The sequence below is a fragment of the Flavobacterium sp. EDS genome (genome assembly GCF_020991525.1).
Classification (GTDB): Bacteria; Bacteroidota; Bacteroidia; order Flavobacteriales; family Flavobacteriaceae; genus Flavobacterium.
Genome location: NZ_JAJMOZ010000057.1, coordinates 1 through 436, shown reverse-complemented (window position 1 = coordinate 436; position 436 = coordinate 1). Strand labels below are relative to the sequence as shown.

1 protein-coding gene is annotated in these 436 nt (G+C 34.6%); it reads left to right on the top strand.

Translation table 11 applies throughout. The annotated features are described in order from the left end of the window. On the top strand, window positions 1–436 hold a 436-nt coding region (locus tag LPB87_RS20660; RefSeq protein WP_230729232.1), incomplete at both ends, for a carboxypeptidase-like regulatory domain-containing protein.

Sequence of the window (436 nt, the reverse complement as noted above, 5' to 3'; positions counted from 1 at the left end):
TCCTTTTGTAACTGATGAAAACGAAATTTATTTTGCTTCTGATGGACATCCTGGACTTGGAGGATTAGATGTTTTTGTTGGAAAACTAAGCGATAAAGGAGTCAGTAATATCCAAAACGTGGGGGCAGATATCAATTCACCTCAAGATGATTTTGCTTATGTAATTGATACCAAATCTCGTAGAGGATTCTTTACATCAAACAAAGAAGGTGGTCAGGGATCTGACGATATCTATAAATTTTTAGAAACAAGAAAATTGGCTTGTGTTCAGGAATTATATGGAACCATAACCGATTTGGCAACAGGAGAAGTTTTGCCTAACACTAAACTGACCTTATATGACAATAACTTTAATATAGTAAACACAGGCTATTCTGATCAAAATGGAAATTATACTTTTCCTGTTGAATGTGGTCTAACATATAACCTAAGAGCC